The sequence below is a fragment of the Rhodovulum iodosum genome, from assembly GCF_041020385.1.
GTDB classification, from domain to species: Bacteria; Pseudomonadota; Alphaproteobacteria; order Rhodobacterales; family Rhodobacteraceae; genus Rhodovulum; species Rhodovulum iodosum.
Genome location: NZ_JBEHHI010000003.1, coordinates 692,056 through 716,473, shown reverse-complemented (window position 1 = coordinate 716,473; position 24,418 = coordinate 692,056). Strand labels below are relative to the sequence as shown.

The following is a 24,418-nucleotide window of genomic DNA, read 5'->3' as shown; positions in this document are numbered from 1 at the left end:
GGGCGACAACGTGTCGTTCACGGTTGAACTGATCGCGCCGATCGCGATGGAAGAGAAGCTGCGCTTCGCCATCCGCGAAGGCGGCCGCACCGTCGGCGCCGGCGTCGTGTCGAAGATCATCGAGTAACGTGAAACGGCCGGGCGGGCCCTGGTGCCCGCCCTTCAGCCTGAAGGGCAAAGAAAATGCAAAGTCAGAATATCCGCATTCGGCTGAAGGCCTTTGACTACCGCGTTCTGGATGCCAGCACGCAGGAGATCGTCAACACGGCCAAGCGGACCGGCGCCCAGGTGCGTGGGCCCATCCCGTTGCCGAACAAGATCGAGAAATTCACGGTTCTTCGCGGCCCCCATGTCGACAAGAAGTCCCGTGACCAATGGGAAATCCGCACGCATAAGCGGCTTCTCGACATCATCGACCCTACGCCGCAGACCGTGGACGCGCTTATGAAGCTCGACCTCGCCGCCGGCGTGGACGTCGAGATCAAGGTTTGAGGAGGGCACCCGAGATGCGCTCTGGAGTGATCGCAAAGAAACTGGGCATGACCCGGTTGTTCATGGAGGACGGCCGGCAGGTGCCGGTGACCGTTCTGCAACTCGACGGCTGCCAGGTCGTGGCCCAGCGGACCAGCGAAAAGGACGGCTACACCGCCGTTCAGCTCGGCTCGGGCAGCGCCCGCGCCAAGCGGGTCAGCGCGCCGATGCGCGGCCATTTCGCCAAGGCGAGCGTGGCCCCGAAAAGCAAGATCGCGGAGTTCCGCGTGGCGCCGGAGAACCTGATCGACGTGGGTGAGGAAATCACCGCCGATCATTACTTCGAAGGCCAGTTCGTGGATGTCAGCGGCACCTCGATCGGCAAGGGCTTTGCCGGCGCGATGAAGCGGCACAACTTCGGCGGCCTGCGGGCCAGCCACGGCGTGTCGATCAGCCACCGCTCGCACGGCTCGACCGGCCAGTGTCAGGACCCTGGACGCGTGTTCAAGGGCAAGAAGATGGCCGGCCACATGGGCGCGGCGCGCGTGACCACGCAAAACCTGCAGGTCATCAAGACCGACGCCGACCGCGGGCTGATCATGGTCAAGGGCGCGGTGCCGGGGTCCAAGGGCGGCTGGGTGACGATCAAGGACGCGGTGAAAAAGCCGACGCCTGAAAACCTGATCTACCCCGCCGCGCTGAAATCGGCCGCCGAAGAGGCCAAGCGCGCCGCCGAGGAGGCCGCCGCCCAGGCCGCCGCCGAGGAGGAAGCCGCCGCGAAGGCCGCCGCCGAGGAACAGGCCGCCGCCGAAGAGGCCGCCCTGAAAGAGGCCGAGGCCGAGATTCAGGCCGAGAAGAAGGACGGTGAGGAATGAAACTCGACGTGATCAAGCTGGACGGCGCCAAGGCCGGCACCGTCGATCTCGGCGACGAGATCTTCGGGCTCGAGCCGCGCGCCGACATCCTGCACCGCGTGGTCCGCTGGCAGCGCAACAAGGCGCAGGCCGGCACCCACAAGGTCAAGACCCGGTCCGAGACCAGCTACTCGACCAAGAAGATCTATCGCCAGAAGGGCACCGGCGGCGCGCGCCACGGTGACCGCAACGCGCCGATCTTCCGCAAGGGCGGCATCTACAAGGGCCCGACCCCGCGCAGCCATGCGCACGAGCTGACCAAGAAGTTCCGCAAGCTGGGCCTGCGCCACGCGCTGAGCGCCAAGGCGAAGGCGGGCGAGCTGGTGGTGCTTGAGGCGGCGGAACTCGCCGAGCCCAAGACCGCGGCGCTGGCCAAGTCGCTGAAGAGCCTTGGCTGGAAGCGGGCGCTGGTGATCGACGGGGCCGAGGTGAACCAAAACTTCGCCATGGCGGCGCGCAACATCGAGGGTATCGATGTGTTGCCGTCGGTGGGGGCCAATGTCTATGACATCCTCAAGCGCGACACGCTCGTGCTGACCAAAGCGGGTGTCGAAGCGCTGGAGGCGCGACTGAAATGAGCGCGAAGCCGGAACATTACGACGTGATCCGCAAGCCGGTGATCACCGAAAAGGCCACGATGGCGTCGGAGGCCAACGCTGTGGTCTTCGAGGTGGCGATGGATGCGAACAAGCCGCAGATCAAGGAGGCGATCGAGGGCCTCTTCGGTGTCAAGGTGAAGGCGGTCAACACCACCATCACCAAGGGCAAGGTCAAGCGGTTCCGCGGCATCCTCGGCCGCCGCGCCGACGTCAAGAAGGCCTACGTCACCCTCGAAGAGGGCAACACTATCGACGTGACCACGGGTCTCTGATAGACGGATCCGACTCTTCGGCCCCGGTTTGTCCCGGGGCCGGACGTTTTTGAGCCGGGGCGTGCAATTGCCCCAGACCGAAACCGGACCTTTGGTCCGAAGCTGACGGAAGACAGAAAGCATGGCACTCAAGTCGTACAAGCCGACGACGCCGGGCCAGCGTGGGCTGGTTCTGATCGACCGTTCGGAGCTTTGGAAAGGTCGTCCGGTCAAGGCCCTCACCGAGGGTCTGACCAAAAAGGGCGGCCGGAACAACACCGGACGGATTACGGCACGCCGCCGTGGCGGGGGGGCGAAGCGCCTCTACCGCATCGTTGATTTCAAGCGGAGCAAGGTCGATATGCCCGCCGTTGTGGCGCGCATCGAATACGACCCGAACCGGACCGCCTTCATCGCGCTGATCCAGTACGAGGACGGCGAGCAGGCCTACATCCTGGCGCCCCAGCGCCTTGGCATTGGCGACAAGGTGGTGGCCTCGGCCAAGGCCGACGTCAAGCCGGGCAACGCGATGCCCTTTACCGGCATGCCGGTCGGCACGATCGTGCACAATATCGAGCTGAAGCCCGGCAAGGGCGGCCAGATCGCACGCGCCGCGGGCACCTATGCCCAGTTTGTCGGCCGTGACGGCGGCTACGCCCAGATCCGCCTCAGCTCGGGCGAGCTCAGGATGGTGCGGCAGGAATGCCTGGCGACGGTTGGCGCGGTGTCGAACCCCGACAACTCGAACCAGAACTTCGGCAAGGCGGGCCGGACGCGCCACATGGGCAAGCGGCCCAGCGTGCGCGGCGTGGTGATGAACCCCATCGACCACCCCCATGGCGGCGGCGAGGGCCGTACCTCGGGCGGCCGTCACCCGGTGACCCCCTGGGGCAAGCCCACCAAGGGCGCCCGTACCCGCAAGAACAAGGGGACGGACAAGTTCATCATCCGCTCCCGCCACGCTCGCAAGAAGGGGCGCTAATATATGGCACGCTCTGTTTGGAAAGGCCCTTTCGTCGACTCCTACGTCCTGAAAAAGGCCGAGAAGGCGCGCGAGTCGGGCCGCAACGAAGTGATCAAGATCTGGTCGCGCCGTTCCACCATCCTGCCCCAGTTCGTGGGGCTGACCTTTGGCGTCTATAACGGTCACAAGCACATCCCTGTGAACGTGTCCGAAGACATGATCGGTCAGAAGTTCGGCGAATACGCGCCCACCCGTAGCTATTACGGGCACGCGGCCGACAAAAAAGCGAAGAAGAGGTAAGCGTCATGGGCAAGGAAAAGAACCCGCGCCGCGTGGCCGAGAACGAGGCCATGGCCAAGATCCGCATGCTGCGCACCTCGCCGCAGAAGCTGAACCTGGTGGCCGCCATGATCCGCGGCAAGAAGGTCGACCGCGCGCTCGCCGATCTGACCTTTTCGAAAAAGCGGATCGCCGACGACGTGAAGAAATGCCTTCAATCGGCCATCGCTAACGCCGAGAACAACCATGATCTCGACGTCGACGAGCTGATCGTCGCCGAGGCCTATGTCGGCAAGAACCTGACGTTGAAGCGCGGTCGCCCGCGGGCGCGCGGCCGGTTCGGCCGGATCGTCAAGCCTTTCTCCGAACTCACCATCAAGGTTCGCCAGGTCGAGGAGCAAGCGTAATGGGTCACAAGGTCAATCCGATCGGCATGCGCCTGCAGGTGAACCGCACCTGGGACAGCCGCTGGTACGCCGATACCAAGGAATACGGCAACCTGCTGCTCGAAGACCTCGCTATCCGCGAGTTCATCCGCGAAGAGTGCAAGCAGGCCGGCGTCAGCCGCATCATCATCGAGCGCCCGCACAAGAAGTGCCGGGTGACGATCCACACCGCGCGTCCGGGCGTGATCATCGGCAAGAAGGGCGCCGATATCGAAACCCTGCGCAAGAAGCTGGCCCAGATGACCGACAGCGAGCTGCACCTCAACATCGTCGAGGTGCGCAAGCCGGAACTCGACGCCCAGCTGGTGGCCGAGAGCATTGCCCAGCAGCTTGAGCGCCGGGTCAGCTTTCGCCGCGCGATGAAGCGGTCGGTGCAGAACGCCATGCGCATGGGCGCGCTCGGCATCCGGGTCAACGTCGCGGGCCGCCTCGGCGGCGCCGAGATCGCACGGACCGAATGGTACCGCGAGGGCCGGGTGCCGCTGCACACGCTGCGCGCCGATATCGACTATGCCCTGGCCGAGGCGCAAACGCCCTACGGCATCATCGGGATCAAGGTCTGGATCTTCAAAGGCGAAATCATGGAGCACGATCCCAGTGCCCGCGACCGTCGCCAGCAGGAGCTCCAGGAAGGCGGCGGCGGGCCCTCGCGTCCGCGCCGCGACCGCTGAGGAGTTTGAGAGATGCTGCAACCCAAGCGCACGAAATTCCGCAAGATGCACAAGGGCCGTATTCACGGCCAGGCAAAAGGCGGGTTCGACCTCAACTTCGGGACGTTCGGCCTGAAGGCCACCCAGCCCGAGCGGATCACCGCACGCCAGATCGAGGCGGCGCGCCGTGCCATGACGCGTCACATGAAACGTCAGGGCCGGGTCTGGATCCGCGTCTTCCCCGACACGCCCGTGTCGTCCAAGCCCACCGAGGTGCGGATGGGTAAGGGCAAGGGGTCGGTCGATTTCTGGGCCGCCAAGATCAAGCCCGGCCGGATCATGTTCGAAATCGACGGCGTGTCCGAACCAGTCGCCCGCGAGGCCCTGCGCCTTGCCGCGATGAAGCTGCCGGTAAAATGCCGGATCGTGCATCGCGAAGACTGGTAAGCGGTCGGTGGGGTGATACCCACCCTGCGAGATCGGCCCCCGTCGAGAGATCGGCGGGGGCCTTTTCGTTTCAGCGCCGGTGCCGGGGGGGGGCTGCGGCGCGACGGCGAAACCCGTGTCCCATATCGGCCGGATGCGCCTTTCCTGCCGGGATCGGCCGCTTGCGGCTTGAAAGGGCTTGCAATACGGGCGGCCGGGGGGTATGCGGGCCGCTCATCCACGGACTCCATCGGAATCAGGGTGACCCTTCAGGGGGGCCTTCCGGTGATGTTGAAAAGGAAGATCGAGCCATGAACGCTCAGGAACTCCGGGACAAGACGCCCGACCAGCTCCGCGAGGAGCTGACGAACCTCAAGAAAGAGGCCTTCAACCTGCGCTTCCAGCAGGCCACCGGCGCGATGGAGAACACGGCGCGGATGCGCCAGGTTCGCCGCAACGCGGCCCGGGTGAAGACCGTGCTGAACGAAAAAGCCCGCGCGGCGGCGGAATAAGGGAGCCAGACCAGAATGCCCAAACGTATCCTGCAAGGCACCGTGACCAGCGACCAGAACAACCAGACCGTCACGGTCTCGGTCGAGCGCCGCTTCAAGCACCCCGTGCTGCAAAAGACGATCCGGAAGTCCAAGAAATACCGGGCCCATGACGAAGCCAACCAGTTCAAGGTCGGCGACATGGTGCGCATTCAGGAATGCGCGCCGAAATCCAAGACGAAACGCTGGGAGGTGATCGCCCAGGTCTGACCTGCGCCGTCACATTCCGGTTTGATCGAAACCCTGGGACGCGTTCCCAAAGGTCGGGAGAAACCACATGATCCAGATGCAGACCAATCTGGATGTCGCTGACAACTCCGGCGCACGCCGGGTGCAGTGCATCAAGGTCCTGGGTGGTTCCAAGCGTAAATACGCCTCCGTCGGCGACATCATCGTCGTCTCGGTGAAGGAAGCCATCCCGCGCGGCCGCGTGAAGAAGGGCGACGTGCGCAAGGCCGTCGTCGTGCGCACCGCCAAAGAGGTCCGGCGCGAAGACGGCACCGCGATCCGTTTCGACCGCAACGCCGCGGTCATCCTCAATAACAACAACGAGCCGATCGGGACCCGTATCTTCGGCCCGGTGGTGCGCGAGTTGCGCGCCAAGAACTTCATGAAGATCATCTCGCTCGCCCCGGAGGTGCTGTAAGATGGCTGCCAAGCTGAAAAAGGGCGACAAGGTCGTCGTGCTGGCCGGCAAGGACAAGGGCCGCGAAGGCACCATCCAGTCGGTCGATCCCAAGGCCGGCAAGGCCGTGGTTGAGGGCGTCAACATGGCCGTCCGTCACCAGAAACCCAGCCAGATGAGCCAGGGCGGACGGACGCCCAAGGCGATGCCGATCCAGCTGTCCAACCTCGCGATCGTCGACCCCAAGGAGGGCGGCCCGACCCGCGTGGGCTTCCGCATGGAAGACGGCAAGAAGGTGCGTTTCGCCAAGAAATCGGGGGAAGTGATCGATGCTTGATTCCGCCAGCTACATCCCGCGCCTGAAGGCGGAGTACCGCAACACCATCCGGCCCGCTCTGAAAGAAGAGTTCGGCTACAAGAACGACATGATGATTCCGCGCCTTGAAAAGGTCGTGCTGAACATCGGCTGCGGCGCCGAGGCCGTGCGCGACTCGAAAAAGGTCAAGTCGGCCGTCGAAGACCTGACCATGCTCGCCGGCCAGAAGGCCGTGGTGACCAAGGCGAAAAAGTCGATCGCCGGTTTCCGCGTCCGCGAGGAAATGCCGCTCGGCGCCAAGGTCACGCTCCGCGGCGACCGGATGTATGAATTCCTCGACCGCCTGATCACCATCGCCATGCCCCGCATCCGCGACTTCCGCGGCGTCGCGGGCAAGTCCTTTGACGGGCGCGGCAACTACGCGATGGGCATCAAGGAGCACATCGTCTTCCCGGAAATCGACTACGACAAGGTCGACGAAGTCTGGGGTATGGATATCGTCATCGGCACCACCGCGAAAACCGACGCGGAAGCGAAGGCGCTGTTGAAGCATTTCAACATGCCGTTCAACAGCTGATCGCGGCAGGGAGAAAGCACATGGCTAAGAAATCGATGATCGAACGCGAGAAGAAGCGCCAGCGCCTGGTCGAGCAATACGCCGCCAAGCGCGCCGCTCTGAAAGAGATCGCGAACAACGAAGACCTGCCGATGGAAGAGCGGTTCAAGGCCCGGCTGAAGCTGGCCAAGCTGCCGCGCAACTCGTCGGCGACCCGGCTGCACAACCGCTGCCAGCTCACCGGGCGTCCGCACGCCTATTACCGCAAGCTCAAAGTCTCGCGGATCATGCTTCGGGAACTCGGCTCCACGGGCCAGATCCCCGGCATGGTCAAGTCGAGCTGGTAAGGAGGGGAAGAGATGTCCGTGAACGATCCTCTCGGCGATATGCTGACCCGTATCCGCAACGCGCAGATGCGCGGCAAGTCGACGGTCCGCACGCCGGCCTCGAAGCTGCGCGCCTGGGTTCTCGACGTGCTGCAGGACGAAGGCTATATCCGCGGCTACGAACCGGCGACCAGCGCGAATGGCATGCCCGAAATCGAGGTCAGCCTGAAGTACTACGAAGGCCAGCCCGTCATCCGCGAGCTGCGCCGTGTCTCCAAGCCCGGCCGGCGCGTCTACATGAGCGTGAAAGAGATCCCGCAGGTCCGCCAGGGCCTCGGTGTTTCGATCGTCTCGACGTCCAAGGGCGTGATGTCCGATGCAGCAGCGCGCTCCGCCAATGTCGGCGGAGAAGTGCTCTGCCAGGTGTTCTAAGGGAGGTCGGAATGTCTCGTATTGGTAAGAAACCGGTCGAGCTGCCGTCGGGTGTGTCCGCATCCGTCTCCGGCCAGACCGTCGAAGTGAAGGGCCCCAAGGGCGCCCGCAGCTTCACCGCCACCGACGACGTGACCCTCACGGTCGAGGATAACGGCGTCACCATCACCCCTCGCGGCAGCTCCAAGCGGGCGCGCCAGCAATGGGGGATGTCGCGCACCATGGTCGCCAACCTCGTGCAGGGCGTGACCGAGGGCTTCAAGAAAGAGCTCGAGATCCAGGGCGTCGGTTACCGTGCCCAGGTGCAGGGCAACACGCTGAAGCTGAACCTCGGCTATTCGCACGAAGTGAATTTCGAGGTGCCCGAGGGCGTCACCGTCACCGCCCCGAAACCGACCGAGGTCGTGATCGAGGGTTCGGATCAGCAGCTCGTCGGCCAGGTCGCGGCCAATATCCGCGAATGGCGCGCGCCGGAGCCCTACAAGGGCAAAGGCATCCGCTACAAGGGCGAGTTCATCTTCCGTAAGGAAGGCAAGAAGAAGTAAGGGCGCGACAGATGGCAAACAGCAAAAGACAACTGTTCCAGAAACGCCGCCTGCGCGTGCGGAACAAGCTTCGCAAGATGAATGCCGGGCGCGTGCGCCTGAGCGTGCATCGCAGCAACAAGAACATCAGCGTGCAGCTGATCGACGATGTGAACGGCGTCACGCTGGCGTCGGCCTCCAGCCTCGAAAAGGATCTGGGTATCGTCGGCAAGAACAACGTCGAGGCCGCCACCAAGGTGGGGACCGCTATCGCCGAACGGGCCAAGAAGGCCGGGGTCGAGGAATGCTACTTCGACCGGGGCGGGTTCCTGTTCCACGGCAAGGTCAAGGCACTCGCCGATGCTGCCCGTGAGGGCGGCCTGAAGTTCTGAGGAGACGAGAGATGGCAAGAGAAGACAATCGCCGGGGCGGCCGCGATCGCGACGAGAACCCGGAATTCGCCGATCGTCTCGTGGCGATCAACCGTGTGTCCAAGACCGTGAAGGGCGGCAAACGCTTCGGCTTTGCCGCGCTCGTCGTCGTGGGCGATCAGAAAGGCCGCGTCGGCTTTGGCAAAGGCAAGGCCAAAGAGGTGCCCGAGGCGATCCGCAAGGCCACCGAGCAGGCCAAGCGCAACCTCATCCGCGTGCCGCTGCGCGAGGGCCGCACCCTGCATCACGATATCGAGGGCCGCCATGGCGCGGGCCGCGTGGTGATGCGCACCGCCCCCCAGGGTACCGGCATCATCGCCGGCGGCCCGATGCGTGCCGTGTTCGAGATGCTGGGCATTCAGGACGTGGTGGCCAAATCCGTCGGCTCGCAGAACCCCTACAACATGATCCGCGCGACGCTGGACGGGCTGACCCGCGAAAGCTCGCCGCGCCACGTGGCGCAGCGCCGGGGCAAGAAGGTGGCCGACATCCTGAAAAAAGATGACGCGCCGGCCGCCGAAACGCCCGCAGCGGCAGAAGCGTAAGGAGACGGGAGAATGGCAAAAACCATCGTCGTCAAGCAGGTGGGCTCGCCCATCCGCCGCCCCGAGGTTCAGCGTCAGACGCTGATCGGGCTGGGCCTGAACAAGATGCACAAGACCCGCGAACTGGAGGACACCCCCAGCATTCGCGGCATGATCGCCAAGATCCCGCATCTGGTCGAGATCGTCGAAGAGCGCGGCTGAGCCGCGCTTTTGGAAGTTTGCGGGGCCCCGGTCGATGCCGGGGCCCTTTTTTTGCGCTTTGGCGAAAGGGGTTTTGCTGTTACTATGCCGCCCTATTTTAATTTCCTTTAAGGGGGTGGAAACATGCGATTTATTACTCCTTTGCTTTGCGCAGGCTTGGCCCTTTCGGCGCTTCCGGCCGCAGCCGTCGAGGTCCAATGGATCGACTGGATAACAGCCTATGACGACGAAGGCGTCTACACCGTCGAAGGCGTGATCACCTCGGGCAGCGAAACCATAGATGTCACTTACACGAATGCGGCGGGCGTCGGCTTCGTTCAGACCGGCACCGGGACGGACTACTTCACCGCAAGCGGCCCTGACTCGCCCTACACCAGTGTCGGGCCGAACGGTGTGGACAACCGGCCGCCAGCCGCGGAAATGATCGCCCTGCGATATGCCGGCGTGCAGACATTGACGTTCTCTCAGACGGTCGAGAACCTTTACTACTCGTTCGTCAGCATGAACGGGAATGGGTACCGGTTCGATCAGGATTTCGAGATCCTCAGCTATACCGGCGGCAATGTGGATGGGCAGGGCACCGACGACGCGGGTTATTGGGGAAGCGGCGGCGTGGTAAAGGTCGATAACGGCGACGGCACATACTCGCTGAACGCCACGGGCGGTGAACCGCACGGGACGATCTTTTTCGACGACACGTTCGACAGCCTGACCTGGGCCAGCCTGACCAACGAGTACTGGAACGGTTTCACCATCGGCGTGCAAGGCACGGACGAACAGGTGGGCGAGGTGCCGCTGCCGGCCGGCGGCGTGCTGTTGCTGAGCGGCCTCGCCGGCGCGGTCTTTGTCGCGCGCCGCAAGCGCGCCAAGACCTAGGGCCGGGACCGCAAACGCCTCGATAAACACATCGGGGCGTTTGGGCTTTTACGCAATGCGCCCGGTGGCTGTTGGTCGGGCGCCAAGTTGCTTGCATGGCCGCGCCTCAGCGCGTATACGCCCCCGGTGGCCCGCCGGGCCACATTCCACAACCAAGAAACGCCGTGGTCGGCCCATATCGCTTCGGGGGCTGCATCCGGCTAAGGAGAAGCGACATGAAACTCAATGAACTGCGCGACAACGACGGCGCGGCGAAAAAGGCCAAGCGGATCGGCCGCGGCCCGGGGTCGGGCAAGGGCAAGACCGCCGGACGCGGCATCAAGGGCCAGAAATCCCGCTCGGGCGTGGCCATCAAGGGCTACGAGGGCGGCCAGATGCCGCTTTACCAGCGCCTGCCCAAGCGCGGCTTCAACCAGCCGGGCCGCAAGCAATTTGCCGTGGTCAACCTCGGGCTCATCCAGAAATTCGTGGATGCCGGCAAGCTGAACGCGAAAAAGCCGATCGACGAAGACGCGCTGGTGGCCTCGGGCCTGGTGCGCCGCAAGCTTGACGGGGTGCGCATCCTCGCCAAGGGCGAGTTCTCGGCGAAAGTTGATCTCGACGTGACCGGGGCCTCCAAGTCCGCGATTGAAGCGGTGGAAAAGGCCGGCGGCTCGCTCAAGACCGCGCCCCAGCCGGCTGCGGCCGAATAAGTGGTTGTTCGCGGCGCCCGCGCCGCTTAAATCACCCATAGTTTTCCCCTGCGCCGCCGAGCCGGAAAACGGTTTCGGCGGCGCTGTCCTGAATAGAGGCTCAGCATGGCATCTGCAGCAGAGCAAATGGCCGCTAACATGAGCTGGGGGGCCTTTGGCAAGGCCACCGAGCTGCGCCAGCGGATCTTCTTCACCCTTGGGCTCCTGATCGTCTACCGCCTGGGCACCTACATCCCCGTGCCCGGCATCGACGGCGTGGCCCTGAAGGAGTTCATGGAGGGCGCGGCGTCCGGTCTCGGCGGCATTCTCTCGATGTTCACCGGCGGCGCACTGGGGCGGATGGGTATCTTCGCCCTGGGCATCATGCCCTACATCTCGGCCTCGATCATCGTACAGCTGCTCACCGCGATGGTGCCGCGGCTCGAACAACTCAAGAAAGAGGGCGAGCAGGGGCGCAAGAAGATCAACCAGTACACCCGCTACGGCACGGTGTTTCTCGCCACGTTCCAGGCCTATGGCCTGGCCGTCAGCCTCGAGGCGGGCGATCTGGCCTCGGACCCGGGATGGTTCTTCCGCGCCTCGACGGTGATCACCATCGTCGGCGGCACCATGTTCCTGATGTGGCTGGGCGAACAGATCACTGCGCGCGGCGTGGGCAACGGGATCTCGCTGATCATCTTCGTGGGCATCATCGCCGAGATTCCGGCGGCGCTGGCGCAGTTCTTCAGCCAGGGCCGGTCGGGGGCGCTGTCGCCGGTGGTCATCATCGGCGTGATGCTGATGGTGGTGCTGGTGATCGCCTTCGTGGTGTTCATGGAACGCGCTCTGCGAAAGATCCACATCCAGTATCCGCGCCGTCAGGTGGGGATGAAGGTCTATGACGGCGGCTCGTCGCACCTGCCGGTCAAGGTCAACCCCGCGGGCGTGATCCCGGCGATCTTCGCGTCGTCGCTCCTGCTGCTGCCAACCACGATCTCGACCTTCTCGGGCAGCCAGACAGGCCCGTTCATGTCGGCGCTCCTGGCCTATTTCGGGCCGGGCCAGCCGCTCTACCTGCTGTTCTTCAGCGCGATGATCATATTCTTCACCTATTTCTACACCTACAACGTCGCCTTCAAGACCGAAGACGTGGCGGAAAACCTGAAAAACCAGAACGGGTTTATCCCCGGCATCCGGCCCGGCAAGCGGACCGAGGAATATCTCGACTACGTCGTGACGCGGTTGCTTGTGCTGGGCTCGGGGTACCTGGCTCTGGTGTGTTTGTTGCCGGAAATCCTGCGCGCGCAGCTGGCAATTCCGTTCTATTTCGGCGGCACCTCGGTGCTGATCGTCGTGTCAGTGACGATGGACACGATCCAACAGGTTCAGTCCCATCTTCTGGCGCACCAGTATGAGGGCCTGATCGAAAAATCGCAGCTGCGGGGCAAACGCCGTGGCGGTACCAAGAAAGGGAAAGCGCGGCGATGAACATCATCCTTCTTGGACCCCCGGGGGCTGGCAAAGGGACCCAGGCCCGCAAGCTGGTCGACGAGCGCGGCATGGTTCAGCTTTCAACCGGCGACATGCTGCGCGAGGCGCGCAGCTCGGGCACCGAGATGGGCAAGCGCGTGGCCGAGGTCATGGATCGCGGCGAACTGGTGACCGACGAGATCGTGATCGGCCTGATCGACGAAAAGCTCGAGGCCGGCGCCGAGGGCGGTTTCATCTTCGACGGCTTTCCCCGGACGCTGGCCCAGGCCGATGCGCTGGCCGAGCTCCTGTCGCGCAAGGGCCAGGGGCTGGATGCGGTGATCGAGATGCGCGTCGACGACGACGCGCTGGTGCAACGCATCACCGCGCGGTCCACCTGCGCGGGCTGCGGCGAGGTCTACAACGACATCACCAAGCCGATCCCGGCCGATGGCAAATGCACCAACTGCGGCGCCACCGAATTCAAGCGCCGGGCCGACGACAACGAGGAAAGCCTGCGCCAGCGGCTGATGGAATATTACAAGAAGACCTCGCCCCTTATCGGCTATTACTACGCCAAGGGACAGCTCTCGGCGATCGACGGTCTGGGCGAAATCGACGAGGTCTCGGCCGCAATCAGCGGTGTTCTTAACAAGGCGTAATGCGCCCCCTTGACGCGGCTGGAAAAACGCCCTAGGCACAGCGTCTCGATCAAGAATCGACTCTTTGTCGCAGGGCCTCGCGCCCAGGCGAAGAGGGCACCGGCCCGAAGGCAGCGCGCTTTCGGGCCTCAGTTGTGAAAAAAGGTTCTGGGGCTACGGAACCGCAACGAAAAGGAAGACCTGCGTGGCACGTATCGCTGGCGTCAACATCCCCACGGGGAAACGCGTCCCCATTGCACTTACCTACATCCATGGCATCGGCCCGTCCTCGGCCGGCTCGATCTGCGAGGCGGTCGGTATCGACACGGCCCGCCGCGTCAACGAGCTTTCCGATGCGGAGGTTCTGGCCATCCGCGAGCATATCGACGCCAACTTCTCCGTCGAGGGCGATCTGCGCCGCGAGGTGCAGATGAACGTCAAGCGCCTGATGGATCTGGGCTGCTACCGCGGCCTGCGCCACCGCCGCAACCTGCCGGTTCGCGGCCAGCGCACCCATACCAACGCCCGCACCCGCAAGGGCCCGGCGAAACCCATCGCCGGCAAGAAGAAGTAAGGGAGGGCAGGTATCATGGCACGCGACAAGACCCGTACCAAGCGCAAGGAACGCAAGAACATCGCCGCCGGTGTGGCGCATGTGAACTCGTCCTTCAACAACACCAAGATCCTGATCTCGGACGTGCAGGGCAACGCGATCTCGTGGTCGTCGGCCGGCACCATGGGCTTCAAGGGGTCGCGCAAATCGACGCCTTACGCCGCCCAGATGGCCGCCGAGGACGCCGGCCGCAAGGCGCAGGAACATGGCGTCAAGACGCTCGAGGTCGAGGTGCAGGGCCCCGGCTCGGGCCGCGAAAGCGCGCTGCGCGCATTGGCCGCTGTCGGTTTCAACATCACCTCGATCCGCGACGTGACCCCGATCGCCCATAACGGCTGCCGCCCGCCGAAACGGCGCCGGGTCTGACCCTGCCAATTTCCAATTCGGGCCGTGCATCGCCGCGGCCCGAATCCGTCATTTTGAACCTCGGGCGTGCGCCGCTTCGGACATGGGCAGCGCGCAGGAATTGAGGAGACACGCATGATCCACAAAAACTGGCAGGAACTGATCAAGCCGACACAGCTTGAGGTCAAGCCCGGCAACGATCCGATGCGTCAGGCCACCGTCATCGCCGAGCCGCTGGAACGCGGCTTTGGCCTGACGTTGGGCAACGCGCTGCGCCGGGTGCTGATGTCCTCGCTGCAGGGCGCGGCGATCACCAGCGTGCAGATCGACAACGTGCTGCACGAGTTTTCCAGCGTGGCCGGCGTCCGCGAGGACGTGACCGACATCGTGCTCAACCTCAAGGGCGTGGCGCTGAAGATGGAGGTCGAGGGGCCCAAGCGGGTGTCGATCTCGGCCAAGGGGCCGGGCGTCGTGACCGCCGGCCAGATCGCCGAAACCGCCGGCATCGAGGTGTTGAACCGCGATCATGTGATCTGCCACCTCGACGAGGGCGCCGATCTGTTCATGGAACTGACGGTCAATATCGGCAAGGGCTACGTGGCCGCCGACAAGAACCGCCCCGAGGATGCGCCCATCGGGCTGATGCCGATCGACGCGATCTACTCGCCGGTCAGGAAGGTTGCCTACGATGTGCAGCCCACCCGCGAGGGCCAGGTGCTGGACTATGACAAACTGACGCTGAAGATCGAGACCGACGGGTCGATCTCCCCCGAGGACGCCGTGGCCTTCGCCGCGCGCATCCTCCAGGATCAACTGTCGATCTTCGTCAACTTCGAAGAGCCCGAAAGCGCCCAGCGCGCCGACGAGGAAGACGGGCTGGAGTTCAACCCGCTTCTGCTCAAGAAGGTGGACGAGCTGGAACTGTCGGTGCGTTCGGCCAACTGCCTCAAGAACGACAACATCGTCTATATCGGCGATTTGATCCAGAAGACCGAGGCCGAGATGCTGCGCACGCCGAACTTCGGCCGCAAGTCGCTGAACGAGATCAAGGAAGTGCTCTCTGGCATGGGGCTGCACCTGGGCATGGATGTCGAGGAATGGCCGCCGGAGAACATCGAGGATCTGGCCAAGAAATTCGAAGACCAGTTCTGAGAATCGGTGGGTGCCAACCCACCACCCCAAGACCCGGGCCATCGCGCCCCAAGGAGAGCGGCTTCACACGCATGAGCCGCCGGACAAAGCAAAACAGCCCGTAGAGGGCAAGAACGGAGAAAGACAATGCGTCACGCTCGCGGCTATCGCCGCCTGAACCGCACCCATGAGCACCGCAAGGCGCTGTTTGCCAACATGGCCGGCGCGCTCATCGAACACGAACAGATCAAGACGACCCTGCCCAAGGCGAAAGAGCTCAAGCGCGTGGTCGACAAGCTGATCACGCTGGGCAAGCGCGGCGATCTGCACGCCCGCCGCCAGGCCGGCGCCCGGCTCAAGCAGGATGCCCATACGGCCAAGCTCTTCGACGTGCTGGGCCCGCGCTATGCCGAGCGGAACGGGGGCTATACCCGGGTTCTCAAGGCGGGGTTCCGCTATGGTGACATGGCGCCCATGGCCATCGTCGAACTGGTCGACCGCGACCCCGAGGCGAAAGGCGCGGCCGACCGTGCCCGCGTCGAGGCCGAAGAGGCTGCCGAGGTCGAATAAGCCGGAGACGGTCACGACACGACCAAGGGCCTGCCGCTGCCGCGGCGGGCCTTTTCGTTTGCTTCGTGGGTTACGGCCGGGGGCGCGGCCTATGGCCGGCGATGACCCTGGTCGAGATCACGCGCGACCTCGGCGATAATCAGTCTGAGCTGCGCGTTGTCCAGCGGAGTCGCGCCAAGAAACTCCAGCATTTCGCTGCGCACGCTTTGCGGAAAGCCCATGACTTGGGTGAAAAGAGAAGGATGGATCTCGCGCACTGCGGGCTCCTGAGGCTACAATCTACAACGACCTTATGCGACGCAATTTAAGGTTGACGGAAATTGGCGCAACTTGTCTAAAAAGTCATGTTCGAAAAGTCTGTGTTCGATCGGGAACTGAGAATGCTGGATGCGATGGCGCCAGAGGGCTACTTCTTGGCGCTGCATTTGCGGTTCACATCGCCTTTGATGTCGTTCACGACGTACGATCAGGCTTGGACGGACCACTATACCGATAACGGGTATGTCCTACGCGATCCGATGACCGCGTGGGGTTTCGCAACCACCGGCTCGACCAGGTGGAGCAACAAACTGATTCCCGACCCCTTTGGAATCTTCAAAGAGGCCGCGGAATTTGGATTGAGGTTCGGCGTAACGATCTCCTGTGGGCCCATCCGCTCCAGGACTATTGCAAGCGTGGCACGAGCAGATCGGGAATTCACGGACGCCGAGATCGCCGAAATCGAGACTTTGGTGAAACGGCTTCATGACATGACCGAGCCGCCGCAAGAGCTTACCCAAGCTCAGATCGAAGCGCTGAAATGCATTGCGGACGGTGACCGGCACGCAGCGGCCGCTGCAAAGCTCGGAATATCGGAAAGTGCTCTAAAGGCCCGTCTGACGTCAGCGCGTCAGCGGCTCATGGCGCGCACCACTGCCGAAGCCATTCAGCGCGCAAAGGATTACAGGCTGCTCTGATCGGCATTCGCCTTCCGCAAGGTTCAACCGTACCAACCCAACCCTGCTGGAGGCACTCATGCTTACCACGACTCTCTCTTTCGAAAACATCCACAACCATGGCGAGCTTTTCGCAAATATGCTTCGCGCCCGCCGTGAGCTTTTCATCGTCCACAACAAATGGGACCTGCCCGAGGCCCTGGGGATGGAGTACGACCAGTACGACACCCCGGCCAGCCGCTGGGTCGTCGTCCATGACGAGCTGGGCAAGGTTCTGGCGGGCAACCGCCTGACTCCCACCACGGCGAAATGCGGCATCTACAGCTACATGATCCGCGACGCCCAGCTTGGGTTGCTGGACACGATCCCCTCGCACCTTCTCTACGAACCGGCGCCGGTGGCGGAAACCGTCTGGGAAAGCTCGCGCCTGTTCGTGTCGCATGACGTGCCGGCGGCGATACGGCGCAGGGTGCATGCGCGGCTGGTCTACGAACTCAGCAAGGCCGCACGGAACCTCGGCGCGACCCAGTGCCTGACGCTTCTGAACGCGAACTGGCCTCGTTGGGCGGCGCGCGTGGGCGTCGACATGACGGCGATGGGCCCGGCGATGGAGATCGACGGGATCATGAACCAGGTCGTGTCGATGAACTTCGCCTCGAACCTGCATTGAGGCTGCCGTGAAACCCGGGCCCTCCGCCTTTGCGGCGGGGGGCCTCACGGCGCGCGACAGGCGTTGAACCGGCGCTTTGCCGGGCGCATATCGGGGGCGAACCGGACGACGGAGGTTTGCCCATGCGCCACGCGCTATCCGTGCTTATCGTTCTCACCCTCGCCGGCGCCGCCTGGTCCGGGCCGCGCGTGCCCGACAGCCGCGCCGAGATATCGCTCAGCTTCGCGCCGGTCGTGCGCGAGGCGGCGCCTGCGGTGGTCAACATCTACGCCCGCCGCGTTGTCGCCGAGCGGGTCAGCCCCTTTGCCAAAGACCCCTTCTTCCGCGACCTGTTCGGCGATCTCGGCCGCGCCGTGCCGAGGGTGCAAAATTCGCTGGGCTCGGGCGTGATCGTGGCGCCCGACGGCGTGGTGGTGTCGAATTACCATGTCGTGGGGCAGGCCACCGACATCCGCGTGGTGCTGAACGACCGGCGCGAGTTCGACGCCGAGGTGCTGTTGGCCGATGAGCAAAGCGATCTGGCGGTTCTGCGCCTTGAGGGTGCCGAGGACCTGCCCGCGCTGCCGTTTCGCGATTCTGACAGCCTTGAGGTGGGCGAGCTGGTGCTGGCCATCGGCAACCCGTTCGGCATCGGCCAGACGGTGAGTTCGGGCATCGTGTCCGGGCTGGCGCGCTCGGGGCTTTCCATCGGCGGTGGGCGGGGTCTGTTCATCCAGACCGACGCGGCGATCAACCCGGGCAACTCGGGGGGCGCGCTGGTCGACATGGCCGGGCGGCTGGTGGGTATCAACACCGCCATTCTTTCGCGGTCGGGCGGGTCCAACGGCATTGGCTTTGCGATACCCGCCGATCTGGTGCGCCGCGTCGTGGCCCAGGCCGAGGCCGGGCGCGACCGTTTTCAGCGGCCCTGGGCGGGCGTTTCGGCCCAGGCGGTGGATGCGGGCCTGGCCGAGGGGTTCGGCATGGGCCGCCCGCAGGGCGTGGTGCTGACCGAGGTGCACCCCGCCAGCCCGTTCCGCGAAGCCGGGCTTGGGGTGGGCGACGTGGTGCTGGAGGCCGGCGGCGCGCCGGTGAACAGCCCGCAGGCGCTGTTCTTCCGGCTCTCGGCCGAGGGCGTCGGCGGCCGCCTCGACATTGCCTTTCTCAGCGATGGCAAGCGGCGCGAGGCCGAGGTGGCGCTGATCGCCCCGCCCGAGACGCCCCCGCGCGCGCCCGTCACGGTGGGGGGCCGCAGCGTGCTGGCCGGGCTGAAGGCAATGAACGTCAACCCGGCGGTCGCCGCCGAATACGGGCTGCCGACCGACGCGGCCGGCGTGCTGGTCGCCGATCCGGGCGGTGTGGGCGCGCGGGTGGGGCTGCGCGCGGGCGACATCGTGCTGGGGATCAACGGCACCGCCATCACGACCACCGACGACCTGGCCCGCGCCGCCGCCGAGGCCACCCGCCGCTGGACCGTCGAGTATATCCGGGGCGGCCGCCGCAGCGTCCTGCGCTTTCGTGTCTGACCGGCTTGGCATAGGCTCGGCGAATGGCTGACCTCTTCGACCAGCTCGACCCCCCGCCCGCCGAGGGACACGCCCCGCGCCCGCTGGCCGACCGGCTGCGGCCCAAGGCGCTGTCGGAGGTGATCGGGCAGGAACACGTGCTGGGCCCCGACGGCCCATTGGGCGTGATGCTGGCCTCGGGCAGCCTGAGCTCGCTGATCTTCTGGGGGCCGCCGGGGGTGGGCAAGACGACCATCGCGCGGCTTCTGGCCGACGAGACCGAGCTTGCCTTCGTTCAGATCAGCGCGATCTTCACCGGGGTGGCCGACCTGAAAAAGGTGTTCGAGGCGGCCCGGATGCGCCGCGCGAACGGGCAGGGCACGCTCTTGTTCGTCGACGAGATCCACCGCTTCAACAAGGCCCAGCAGGACGGGTTCCTGCCGCATATGGAGGACGGCACGATCCTTCTGGTCGGCGCCACCACCGAAAACCCCTCCTTCGAGTTGAACGCGGCCCTTCTCAGCCGGTCGCAGGTGCTGGTGCTCGACCGGCTGGACCTGCCGCACCTGGAACTGCTCGCGCAGCGGGCCGAGCAGGCGCTGGGTCGGGCGCTGCCGCTGACCGGCCCGGCGCGCGAGGCGCTGTTGGAGATGGCCGATGGCGACGGGCGCGCGCTGCTCAATCTGATCGAGCAGGTGGCCGCCTGGACCGGGGCCGATCATATCGGGCCCGAGGACCTGGCCCAGCGGCTGATGAAGCGCGCCGCGCAATACGACAAATCGGGCGATGCTCATTTCAACCTGATCTCGGCCCTGCACAAATCGGTGCGCGGCTCCGACCCCGACGCCGCGCTCTACTGGTTGACCCGGATGCTGGAAGGCGGCGAAGACCCGCGCTATCTGGCCCGCCGCATCACCCGCATGGCGATCGAGGATATCGGGCTGGCCGACCCGCAGGCCCAGACCGTCTGCCTGGATGCCTGGCAGGTGTTCGAACGGCTGGGCAGCCCCGAGGGCGAACTGGCGCTGGCGCAGGCGGTGGTCTACCTCGCCCTCGCGCCGAAATCGAACGCCGGCTACGCGGCCTACAAGAACGCCCGCGCGGCGGCCAAGCGCACCGGGTCGGAGCCGCCGCCCAAGCACATCCTGAACGCGCCCACCGGTCTGATGAAGGATCAGGGCTACGGCGCGGGCTACGAATACGACCACGACGCCGAGGCGGGGTTCTCGGGGCAGGACTATTTCCCCGACGGGATGAAGCGGGGGGTTTACTACGCGCCCGTGGAACGGGGTTTCGAGCGGGAACTGAAACGCCGGCTCGACTATTTCGCCAAGCTGCGCGCCCGGCGCCAGGGCGGTTGACAAGCCCGCCGGCGCGGAGGACAGGAAGGCCCATGACAGGCTGGACAATTGCACAGGTGGCCCTTGGTGGGGCCGTGGGCGCCGTGGGGCGCTATATGACGGGGATCGCGACGATCAATCTGATCGGGCGCGGCTTCCCCTGGGGCACGCTGACGGTCAACATCCTGGGCTCGTTCCTGATGGGTGTGTTGGTGGTGGTGCTGGCGAAAAAGGGCGGCACGCATCTGGCGCCCTTGTTCATGACCGGGGTGCTGGGCGGCTTTACGACCTTCTCGGCCTTTTCGCTGGACGCGATCACGATCTACGAGCGCGGGCAGGCGGGGCTGGCGCTGGCCTATGTGGCGGCCTCGGTGCTGCTGTCGCTCGCGGCCATCTCTGCGGGGCTTTTCGCGGCACGCGCGGTGATGCCATGAGCGGCGTGCAGTCCCTCACGGTGGACGCGGGCGAGGGCGACCAGCGGCTCGACCGGTGGTTTCGCCGGCGCTTTCCCCATATCGGCCAGGGCCGCATCGAAAAGATGTGCCGCAAGGGCGAGATCCGGGTGGACGGCGGCCGGGTGAAACCCGCGACCCGGGTGGAAGAGGGGCAGACGGTGCGCGTGCCGCCCCTGCCCGAGCCCGGCGAGGTGGCCGCCGCGCCGAAACCGGCGGTTTCCCAGGCCGATGCCGAGATGATCCGCGCGGCGGTGATCTACCGCGACGATGACATCCTCGCGCTGAACAAGCCGCCGGGCCTGGCCGCCCAGGGCGGCAGCGGCCAGCGCCGTCATGTGGATGGGCTGTCCGAGGCGCTGCGCTTTGGCGCGGCGGAAAAGCCGCGGCTGGTCCACCGCCTCGACAAGGACACCTCGGGCGTGTTGCTGATGGCGCGCAGCCGGGCCGTGGCCGCGGCGCTGACCGCCGCCTTTCGCGCGCGCGAGACGCGCAAGATCTACTGGGCCGCCGTCGCGGGCTGTCCCAGCCCCGAGATGGGCACGATCCGCTACGGTCTGGTCAAGGCGCCGGGGCACGGTGCGAAAGGCGAGGGGGAAAAGATGCTCTGCCTGCATCCCGACGCGGTCGAGGCCACGCCGGGCGCCAAGCGCGCGACGACCGATTACGCGGTGCTGTCCACGCTGGGCAAGCGGGTGAGCTGGGTCGCGCTGGTGCCGGTGACGGGCCGCACCCACCAGTTGCGCGCGCATATGGCCGAGTTGGGCCACCCGATCATCGGCGACGGAAAATACGGCGGCTCGGGTCAGGAAAACCTGGGCGACGGCTGGGGCGCGGGGCTGGGCGGCGCGATTTCGGGCAAGCTGCACCTTCATGCGCGCTCGATCGCGCTGACCCATCCGGTGAGCGGCGCGCGGCTGACCCTGACCGCGCCGCTGCCCGACCATATGGAAAACACCTGGCAGGTGTTCGACTGGCACGCCGGCGACGTGCCCGCCGACCCGTTCGAGGAGGCCACGTGAGCGACCTGCGGCTGGTCATCTTCGATGTCGATGGCACGCTCGTGGACAGCCAGGGGCATATTGTCGCGGCGATGGAGGCTGGCTTTGCCGCGATCGGCCGCGTCGCGCCGCCGCCGGCAGCGGTGCTGTCGATCGTCGGACTGTCGCTGGAGGTGGGCGTGATGCGCCTTGCCCCCGACCTGACCGGGGCCGAGGCCGCGCGGCTGGTCGGTGCCTATCGGCAGGCGTTTTTCGACCTGCGCGTGGGCAGCGCGGCGTCGCCGCTTTATCCCGGGGCGGCCGAGGCGCTCGAGGTGCTGGCGGCGCGCGACGAGGTGCTGTTGGGCATCGCCACGGGCAAGTCGCGCCGCGGGCTCGACCACGTGCTCGACGCGCACGGGCTGACGGGCCTGTTCGTGACTTTGCAGGTGTCCGACCACCACCCGTCGAAGCCGCACCCGGCGATGGTCGAGGCGGCGCTGAAAGAGACCGGGGCGGCGGCGGGCGACGCGGTGATGATCGGCGACACGGAATTCGACATGGAAATGGGCCGGGCGGCGGGGGTGCGAACGCTGGGGGTAAGCTGGGGCTATCACGGTGCCGAGCGGCTGTCGGCGGCCGAGCGCGTGATCGACCGCTTCGACGCGCTGGTGCCTGCGCTCGACGGGCTGTGGGAGGTGTGACGATGGCGGAATGGGCGCCCAAGCGGTTCTGGAAAGAGGCGGAGGTCAGCCCGGCGGAGGGCGGCCATACCGTGCTTTTGGACGGGCGGCAGGTGAAAACCCCTGCAAAGGCTGCGCTGGTGATGCCGACCGCCGCCATGGCCCGCGCCGTGGCCGGGGAATGGGACACGCAGCAGGACAGGGTGCGCCCCGAGACGATGCCCGTCACCCGAGCCGTGAATTCGGCCATCGACCGGGTGAGACCGCAACAGGACGAGGTCGCCGCGCTGATCGCCGCCTATGGCGATAGCGATCTGATCTGCTATCGGGCCGAGGGGCCCGAGGCGCTGTGCGCGCGCCAGTGCGCGGCCTGGGACCCGCTGGTCGACTGGGCGCGCGATGCGCTGGAGGCGCCGCTGGTCGTCGTGGCGGGCGTGATCTACCGCCCGCAGCCCGCGCCCAGCGTCGCGGCGATGCGTGCGCGCGTCGCCGGGCTGGACGCGTTCGAGCTGACGGCGCTTCACGATCTCGTCAGCCTTTCGGGATCGCTGGTGATCGGGCTGGCGGCCACAGAGGACTGGGCCGACCCCGAGGACCTTTGGGCGCGGTCGAGAATCGACGAGACCTGGCAGCAAGAGCTTTGGGGCGCGGATGAAGAGGCCGTCGAGGCCGCCGAGACCAAAAAAGCGGCTTTTTTGCAGGCCCGACGCTTTTTCGATCTGGCGCGCAATCTGTCTTGACGAAAGGTCAGTTGCACAAAAATTAAGCGCCGCGGCATTTCCGACCGATGCCCTTTCTTGACAACGCCCGGCAGGACAGGTCCCTTGACCTCGGCAGTTTATATCGCCCAAACTTGAGGCGCTGTGGCCATACAGAACCAAGGCCGCGCTAAAAAAGGATCGCTAATCAACCCCTCACAGGGTTGAAAAAAATCGTCCGAAAGGACGGAACATCAGGAAGAGGTAAACATGAAGAATTCCGTAATTCTTGGCGCGCTGACAGCTGCCGGCCTGATCGCCGGTGCGGCCGGTGCCGCAACGCTCGACGACGTCAAGGCCCGCGGCAAGCTGAACTGCGGTATCAACACCGGGCTGGTCGGCTTTGCCGCGCCCGACGCCAACGGCGAATGGTCGGGCTTCGATGTCGCCTATTGCCGTGCGCTTGCTGCGGCCGTTCTCGGCGACCCCAGCGCCATCGAATTCGTGTCGCTGACCGGCAAGACGCGCTTCACGGCGCTTGCCTCCGGCGAAATCGACGTTCTTTCGCGCAACACCACCTGGACGCTGACCCGCGACGTCGACCTCAAGTTCACCTTCCTCGGCGTGAACTACTATGACGGCCAGGGCTTCATGATTCCCAAGGGTCTGGGCGTCGGCTCGGCCAAGGAACTGGACGGCGCGACCGTCTGCATCCAGACCGGCACCACCACCGAACTGAACCTCGCGGACTTCTTCCGCGTCAACAACATCAGCTACGAGCCGGTGCCGATCGAGACCAATGCCGAGGCGCAGCAGCAGTTCCTTGCCGGCGCCTGTGACGTCTACACCACCGACGCGTCCGGTCTTGCCGCAACGCGCGCCACCTTCGAGAACCCGGCAGACTACGTGATCCTGCCCGAGATCATCTCGAAAGAGCCGCTTGGCCCGCTGGTGCGCCATGGCGACGACGAATGGGCCGATATCGGCCGCTGGACGCTGAACACGCTGATCGCCGCCGAGGAATACGGCGTGACCTCGGCCAATGTCGATGAGATGGCCGCCAAGCCGACCAGCAACCCCGAAGTGAACCGTATGCTCGGCACCGAGGGCAACCTCGGCGAGATGCTGGGTCTCGACGGCCAGTGGGCGCTGCGCGCGCTGAAGGCCGGCGGCAACTACGGCGAGATCTTCGAAAAGCATATCGGCGAGAACACTCCGATCGGTCTGGCGCGCGGCCTGAACGCGCAGTGGACCGAAGGCGGGCTGATGTACGCCCCGCCGTTCCGCTGATCAAGACACGCCGAGAAAGGGCGCGGGTATCCCCGCGCCCTTTCGCGCTATTTCAGGCATAA

General features: G+C 65.3%; 39 protein-coding genes. 38 read left to right on the top strand and 1 reads right to left on the bottom strand.

Going from position 1 to position 24,418, the window contains the following annotated elements:
• The 29 genes from Ga0609869_RS17665 to rplQ all read left to right on the top strand — a co-directional run.
• The coding region (locus Ga0609869_RS17665) for an EF-Tu C-terminal domain-related protein (protein ID WP_498073159.1) at positions 1-127 on the top strand (127 nt) is incomplete at its 5' end.
• 56 nt (positions 128-183) lie between these two features.
• Complete coding sequence (rpsJ, locus tag Ga0609869_RS17660) at positions 184-492, top strand: 30S ribosomal protein S10 (protein WP_037209276.1); 309 nt, start codon at positions 184-186, stop codon at positions 490-492.
• Positions 493-506: 14 nt separating this feature from the next.
• Positions 507-1,346, top strand: coding sequence for a 50S ribosomal protein L3 (rplC, locus tag Ga0609869_RS17655; RefSeq protein WP_125403390.1), 840 nt, complete (start codon positions 507-509; stop codon positions 1,344-1,346).
• Complete coding sequence (gene rplD, locus Ga0609869_RS17650; RefSeq protein ID WP_125403391.1) at positions 1,343-1,963, top strand: 50S ribosomal protein L4; 621 nt, start codon at positions 1,343-1,345, stop codon at positions 1,961-1,963. Before rplC ends, rplD begins: the two co-directional genes overlap by 4 nt.
• The gene (locus Ga0609869_RS17645; RefSeq protein ID WP_125403392.1) at positions 1,960-2,256 is read left to right on the top strand and encodes a 50S ribosomal protein L23; all 297 of its coding nucleotides are present in this window, start codon (positions 1,960-1,962) and stop codon (positions 2,254-2,256) included. The genes rplD and Ga0609869_RS17645 overlap by 4 nt, the downstream gene beginning before the upstream one ends.
• A gap of 121 nt (positions 2,257-2,377) precedes the next feature.
• Positions 2,378-3,217 (top strand): 50S ribosomal protein L2, encoded by an 840-nt coding sequence (gene rplB, locus Ga0609869_RS17640; RefSeq protein ID WP_125403393.1) that lies wholly within the window; start codon positions 2,378-2,380, stop codon positions 3,215-3,217.
• Positions 3,218-3,220: 3 nt separating this feature from the next.
• Complete coding sequence (gene rpsS, locus Ga0609869_RS17635) at positions 3,221-3,499, top strand: 30S ribosomal protein S19 (protein WP_125403394.1); 279 nt, start codon at positions 3,221-3,223, stop codon at positions 3,497-3,499.
• Positions 3,500-3,504: 5 nt separating this feature from the next.
• A complete protein-coding gene (gene rplV, locus Ga0609869_RS17630; protein ID WP_125403395.1) occupies positions 3,505-3,885 on the top strand; it encodes a 50S ribosomal protein L22 in 381 nt (126 codons plus the stop codon).
• A complete protein-coding gene (gene rpsC, locus Ga0609869_RS17625; RefSeq protein ID WP_125403396.1) occupies positions 3,885-4,595 on the top strand; it encodes a 30S ribosomal protein S3 in 711 nt (236 codons plus the stop codon). The genes rplV and rpsC overlap by 1 nt, the downstream gene beginning before the upstream one ends.
• Before the next feature lie 12 nt (positions 4,596-4,607).
• The gene (gene rplP / locus Ga0609869_RS17620; RefSeq protein WP_125403397.1) at positions 4,608-5,021 is read left to right on the top strand and encodes a 50S ribosomal protein L16; all 414 of its coding nucleotides are present in this window, start codon (positions 4,608-4,610) and stop codon (positions 5,019-5,021) included.
• A 290-nt stretch (positions 5,022-5,311) separates the two neighbouring features.
• The gene (gene rpmC, locus Ga0609869_RS17615) at positions 5,312-5,512 is read left to right on the top strand and encodes a 50S ribosomal protein L29 (RefSeq protein WP_125403398.1); all 201 of its coding nucleotides are present in this window, start codon (positions 5,312-5,314) and stop codon (positions 5,510-5,512) included.
• A gap of 15 nt (positions 5,513-5,527) precedes the next feature.
• On the top strand, positions 5,528-5,761 hold the full coding sequence (gene rpsQ, locus Ga0609869_RS17610; protein ID WP_125403399.1) for a 30S ribosomal protein S17: 234 nt from the start codon (positions 5,528-5,530) through the stop codon (positions 5,759-5,761).
• 67 nt (positions 5,762-5,828) lie between these two features.
• Positions 5,829-6,197 carry a 50S ribosomal protein L14 gene (gene rplN / locus Ga0609869_RS17605; protein ID WP_011567679.1) on the top strand — a complete coding sequence of 123 codons (369 nt, stop codon included), beginning with the start codon at positions 5,829-5,831 and terminating at the stop codon, positions 6,195-6,197.
• A gap of 1 nt (position 6,198) precedes the next feature.
• Entirely contained in the window at positions 6,199-6,513 is a 315-nt protein-coding gene (gene rplX / locus Ga0609869_RS17600; protein ID WP_125403400.1) for a 50S ribosomal protein L24, read from the top strand.
• The gene (gene rplE / locus Ga0609869_RS17595; protein WP_125403401.1) at positions 6,506-7,069 is read left to right on the top strand and encodes a 50S ribosomal protein L5; all 564 of its coding nucleotides are present in this window, start codon (positions 6,506-6,508) and stop codon (positions 7,067-7,069) included. The genes rplX and rplE overlap by 8 nt, the downstream gene beginning before the upstream one ends.
• Before the next feature lie 20 nt (positions 7,070-7,089).
• On the top strand, positions 7,090-7,395 hold the full coding sequence (gene rpsN, locus Ga0609869_RS17590; RefSeq protein ID WP_125403402.1) for a 30S ribosomal protein S14: 306 nt from the start codon (positions 7,090-7,092) through the stop codon (positions 7,393-7,395).
• 12 nt (positions 7,396-7,407) lie between these two features.
• Positions 7,408-7,806, top strand: a complete 399-nt coding sequence (gene rpsH / locus Ga0609869_RS17585) for a 30S ribosomal protein S8 (RefSeq protein ID WP_211336772.1) — start codon at positions 7,408-7,410, stop codon at positions 7,804-7,806.
• Between the two features lie 11 nt (positions 7,807-7,817).
• Positions 7,818-8,351, top strand: a complete 534-nt coding sequence (rplF, locus tag Ga0609869_RS17580) for a 50S ribosomal protein L6 (RefSeq protein ID WP_125403403.1) — start codon at positions 7,818-7,820, stop codon at positions 8,349-8,351.
• 11 nt (positions 8,352-8,362) lie between these two features.
• Positions 8,363-8,722: a 50S ribosomal protein L18 gene (gene rplR, locus Ga0609869_RS17575; protein WP_125403404.1), complete on the top strand. Its 360-nt coding sequence runs from the start codon at positions 8,363-8,365 to the stop codon at positions 8,720-8,722.
• A gap of 11 nt (positions 8,723-8,733) precedes the next feature.
• A complete protein-coding gene (rpsE, locus tag Ga0609869_RS17570) occupies positions 8,734-9,306 on the top strand; it encodes a 30S ribosomal protein S5 (protein WP_125403405.1) in 573 nt (190 codons plus the stop codon).
• A 12-nt stretch (positions 9,307-9,318) separates the two neighbouring features.
• Positions 9,319-9,507: a 50S ribosomal protein L30 gene (gene rpmD / locus Ga0609869_RS17565; protein WP_125403406.1), complete on the top strand. Its 189-nt coding sequence runs from the start codon at positions 9,319-9,321 to the stop codon at positions 9,505-9,507.
• 123 nt (positions 9,508-9,630) lie between these two features.
• Positions 9,631-10,383 carry a VPLPA-CTERM sorting domain-containing protein gene (locus Ga0609869_RS17560; protein ID WP_369022878.1) on the top strand — a complete coding sequence of 251 codons (753 nt, stop codon included), beginning with the start codon at positions 9,631-9,633 and terminating at the stop codon, positions 10,381-10,383.
• A gap of 215 nt (positions 10,384-10,598) precedes the next feature.
• Positions 10,599-11,075, top strand: a complete 477-nt coding sequence (gene rplO, locus Ga0609869_RS17555; protein WP_125403407.1) for a 50S ribosomal protein L15 — start codon at positions 10,599-10,601, stop codon at positions 11,073-11,075.
• Between the two features lie 105 nt (positions 11,076-11,180).
• On the top strand, positions 11,181-12,542 hold the full coding sequence (gene secY, locus Ga0609869_RS17550; protein WP_125403408.1) for a preprotein translocase subunit SecY: 1,362 nt from the start codon (positions 11,181-11,183) through the stop codon (positions 12,540-12,542).
• A complete protein-coding gene (locus Ga0609869_RS17545) occupies positions 12,539-13,186 on the top strand; it encodes an adenylate kinase (RefSeq protein WP_125403409.1) in 648 nt (215 codons plus the stop codon). The genes secY and Ga0609869_RS17545 overlap by 4 nt, the downstream gene beginning before the upstream one ends.
• A 184-nt stretch (positions 13,187-13,370) precedes the next feature.
• Positions 13,371-13,739, top strand: coding sequence for a 30S ribosomal protein S13 (gene rpsM, locus Ga0609869_RS17540; RefSeq protein ID WP_125403410.1), 369 nt, complete (start codon positions 13,371-13,373; stop codon positions 13,737-13,739).
• 15 nt (positions 13,740-13,754) lie between these two features.
• Positions 13,755-14,144 carry a 30S ribosomal protein S11 gene (rpsK, locus tag Ga0609869_RS17535; RefSeq protein WP_028094097.1) on the top strand — a complete coding sequence of 130 codons (390 nt, stop codon included), beginning with the start codon at positions 13,755-13,757 and terminating at the stop codon, positions 14,142-14,144.
• Positions 14,145-14,258: 114 nt separating this feature from the next.
• On the top strand, positions 14,259-15,275 hold the full coding sequence (locus Ga0609869_RS17530) for a DNA-directed RNA polymerase subunit alpha (protein WP_125403411.1): 1,017 nt from the start codon (positions 14,259-14,261) through the stop codon (positions 15,273-15,275).
• 126 nt (positions 15,276-15,401) lie between these two features.
• Positions 15,402-15,824: a 50S ribosomal protein L17 gene (gene rplQ / locus Ga0609869_RS17525; protein ID WP_125403412.1), complete on the top strand. Its 423-nt coding sequence runs from the start codon at positions 15,402-15,404 to the stop codon at positions 15,822-15,824.
• Between the two features lie 89 nt (positions 15,825-15,913).
• On the opposite strand, the gene Ga0609869_RS17520 is transcribed toward rplQ, so the two are convergent.
• On the bottom strand, positions 15,914-16,081 hold the full coding sequence (locus tag Ga0609869_RS17520) for a hypothetical protein (RefSeq protein WP_170168751.1): 168 nt from the start codon (positions 16,079-16,081) through the stop codon (positions 15,914-15,916).
• Between the two features lie 87 nt (positions 16,082-16,168).
• Between Ga0609869_RS17520 and Ga0609869_RS17515 the strand changes: the two genes are divergently transcribed.
• The 9 genes from Ga0609869_RS17515 to Ga0609869_RS17475 all read left to right on the top strand — a co-directional run bounded on the left by Ga0609869_RS17515 (position 16,169) and on the right by Ga0609869_RS17475 (position 24,356).
• Positions 16,169-16,780 (top strand): autoinducer binding domain-containing protein, encoded by a 612-nt coding sequence (locus Ga0609869_RS17515; protein WP_125403413.1) that lies wholly within the window; start codon positions 16,169-16,171, stop codon positions 16,778-16,780.
• Between the two features lie 58 nt (positions 16,781-16,838).
• On the top strand, positions 16,839-17,429 hold the full coding sequence (locus tag Ga0609869_RS17510; RefSeq protein WP_125403414.1) for an acyl-homoserine-lactone synthase: 591 nt from the start codon (positions 16,839-16,841) through the stop codon (positions 17,427-17,429).
• Between the two features lie 122 nt (positions 17,430-17,551).
• On the top strand, positions 17,552-18,934 hold the full coding sequence (locus Ga0609869_RS17505; RefSeq protein ID WP_125403415.1) for a trypsin-like peptidase domain-containing protein: 1,383 nt from the start codon (positions 17,552-17,554) through the stop codon (positions 18,932-18,934).
• A 23-nt stretch (positions 18,935-18,957) separates the two neighbouring features.
• Positions 18,958-20,274, top strand: a complete 1,317-nt coding sequence (locus tag Ga0609869_RS17500) for a replication-associated recombination protein A (RefSeq protein ID WP_125403416.1) — start codon at positions 18,958-18,960, stop codon at positions 20,272-20,274.
• Positions 20,275-20,306: 32 nt separating this feature from the next.
• Entirely contained in the window at positions 20,307-20,687 is a 381-nt protein-coding gene (gene crcB / locus Ga0609869_RS17495; protein WP_125403417.1) for a fluoride efflux transporter CrcB, read from the top strand.
• On the top strand, positions 20,684-21,727 hold the full coding sequence (locus Ga0609869_RS17490) for an RluA family pseudouridine synthase (protein ID WP_125403418.1): 1,044 nt from the start codon (positions 20,684-20,686) through the stop codon (positions 21,725-21,727). Before crcB ends, Ga0609869_RS17490 begins: the two co-directional genes overlap by 4 nt.
• Entirely contained in the window at positions 21,724-22,389 is a 666-nt protein-coding gene (locus Ga0609869_RS17485) for an HAD-IA family hydrolase (protein WP_125403419.1), read from the top strand. Before Ga0609869_RS17490 ends, Ga0609869_RS17485 begins: the two co-directional genes overlap by 4 nt.
• 2 nt (positions 22,390-22,391) lie before the next feature.
• The gene (locus Ga0609869_RS17480) at positions 22,392-23,108 is read left to right on the top strand and encodes an ATP12 family chaperone protein (protein WP_125403420.1); all 717 of its coding nucleotides are present in this window, start codon (positions 22,392-22,394) and stop codon (positions 23,106-23,108) included.
• Positions 23,109-23,336: 228 nt separating this feature from the next.
• Complete coding sequence (locus Ga0609869_RS17475; protein WP_125403421.1) at positions 23,337-24,356, top strand: amino acid ABC transporter substrate-binding protein; 1,020 nt, start codon at positions 23,337-23,339, stop codon at positions 24,354-24,356.
• Positions 24,357-24,418 lie beyond the last annotated feature (62 nt).